General features: G+C 63.3%; 1 protein-coding gene. It reads right to left on the bottom strand.

Annotation, left to right across the window (positions count from 1 at the left end; all coding sequences use genetic code 11):
* Positions 1–48 precede the first annotated feature (48 nt).
* Complete coding sequence (locus ACIPIA_RS15325; RefSeq protein WP_400510790.1) at positions 49–1,836, bottom strand: peptide ABC transporter substrate-binding protein; 1,788 nt, start codon at positions 1,834–1,836, stop codon at positions 49–51.
* Between the last annotated feature and the right edge of the window lie 31 nt (positions 1,837–1,867).

The following is a 1,867-nucleotide window of genomic DNA, read 5'->3' as shown; positions in this document are numbered from 1 at the left end:
CCCAAGGCAGCCCTTCGCGAGACGGGCTCGCAAAGGGCTTTCTGGCGCTTAGCTGCGGTACCAGGAAGCGAGGTTCCAGGTGTCGACGTCCCAGCCCGAGTGGTCGTGCGAGAGGCTCAGCGCCGCGGCGACGACCTTCTTGCGCGACAGGATCGGCAGGATGACGTTGGCTTCGCAGAAGATCTCGTTGACCTTGATCAGGAGCTCGGCGCGCTTGGCCGGGTCGAGTTCCTTCTGGGCGGCCTTGTAGGCCTCGTCGGCAGCCGGATCGGTGTAACGCGAGACGTTGCGGCCCAGCCACTTGTTCTCCTTGTTGGCGACTTCCCAGGACACGAACTGGTTCAGGAAGCGCTCCGGGTCGGGCTGCGGCTGCGTCGTGGTGTACATCTCCATGTCGACATAGAGCTTGGTATAGGTGTCGGGGTTGGCGACGTCCGACGAGAAGAACACCGAAGCCGTGACCGACTTGAGCTCGAGGTCGATACCGGCACGCTGGCAGGCCTGCTTGATGATCGCCTGGACCTTCTGACGCGGGGCGTTGATCGAGGTCTGGTAGACGTATTTCAGCTTCTTGCCATCCTTCTCGCGGATGCCGTCCGAGCCCTTCTTCCAGCCGGCATCGTCGAGGATCTTGTTGGCCTTCTCGATGCTGAACTCATACTTCAGCTTCGGCGACTTGAACTGCTTGGGCTCGTTGACGAAGCTCGCCGTCGCCGAACCGGCGCGGCCATAGATGAACTTCTGGATCGAGTCGCGGTCGATCAGCAGGTTGATCGCCTGGCGCACGGCCGGGTCCGACAGGGTCGGGTGCTTGGTCTTGACGCTCGAGCGCTCGCCATCGACCTCGGTCCACGGGTCGGTCGTGTTGAGCGTGATGAACTCGATGTCGCCAGCTGCCGCAGCGCTGATCTTGCCGCGACCGCCGGTCTCCATGCGCTTGAGGACTTCGTCCTCGACCAGCGTATCCCAGGCGTAGTCGTATTCGCCGGTCTGCAGCACGGCGCGCGCCGCCGAGACCGCGTCACCGCCGCCCTTGATCTCGAAGGTGTCGAAATGCGGCCGGTTTGCGACGTGGTACTCGGTGTTGATGGTGCCGGTCAGGATGTCGCCCGGCTTGAAGTCGGCGAACTTGTAGGGGCCGGTACCGACCGGCTTCAGGTTGGCCGGAGCCTCGCGCGACTTGGCGCCCTTGTAGTCGCCGAAATGATGCTTCGGGATGATCATGCCGGCGACGCCGACGAAGGGATCGGCCCAGAACGGCGTCGGCTTGGCGAAGATCACCTTGACGGTGAGATCGTCGACCTTCTCGACCTTGATGTCCTTGTAGGCGCCGGAAGTGTAGGCGGCGGTCGCCGGGTCGGCGGCATATTCCCAGGTGAAGACGACGTCGTCGGCGGTGAGCGGCTTGCCATCATGCCACTTCACGCCCGGCTTCAGCTTCCAGGTGACGGAGGTGCCGTCTTCCGACAGGCCGCCATTGGCGCGGGTCGGGACCTCGGCCGCGAGCTGCGGAATGAGATTGCCTTCCTTGTCCCAGCCGGCGAGCGGCTCGTAGAAGACGCGCGAGGCGATCTGGTCCTTGGTGCCCGAGGCGAAATGCGGGTTGAGCAGGGTCGGGGCCTGCCAGAGCAGCATCTTCAGCGGGCCGCCGCCGCCGGCCTTGGTCGGCTTGTATTCGAGCGTGGCGTTCGCCATCGCAACGTCATTCCAGGCCAGGATCTGGCTCGCGATCGGCGCGGTGATGCCCAACGCCGCCATCTTCTGCATGAAAGAACGGCGAGAAAGACGCCCTTCTTTCAGATTTTCCACCATACCCTGGATATACTGACCGCTCATAGCTGACCTTCGCATTGAACCAGAAAGATAC

Source organism: Allobosea sp. CER48 (assembly GCF_044752385.1).
GTDB lineage: Bacteria > Pseudomonadota > Alphaproteobacteria > Rhizobiales > Beijerinckiaceae > Allobosea.
This window is presented reverse-complemented; position numbering and strand designations above follow the sequence as displayed.

Bases quoted from the DNA above. Each gene is read 5' to 3' on its own strand.
- ACIPIA_RS15325 (WP_400510790.1), bottom strand. From the start codon at position 1,836: ATGAGCGGTCAGTATATCCAGGGTATGGTGGAAAATCTGAAAGAAGGG.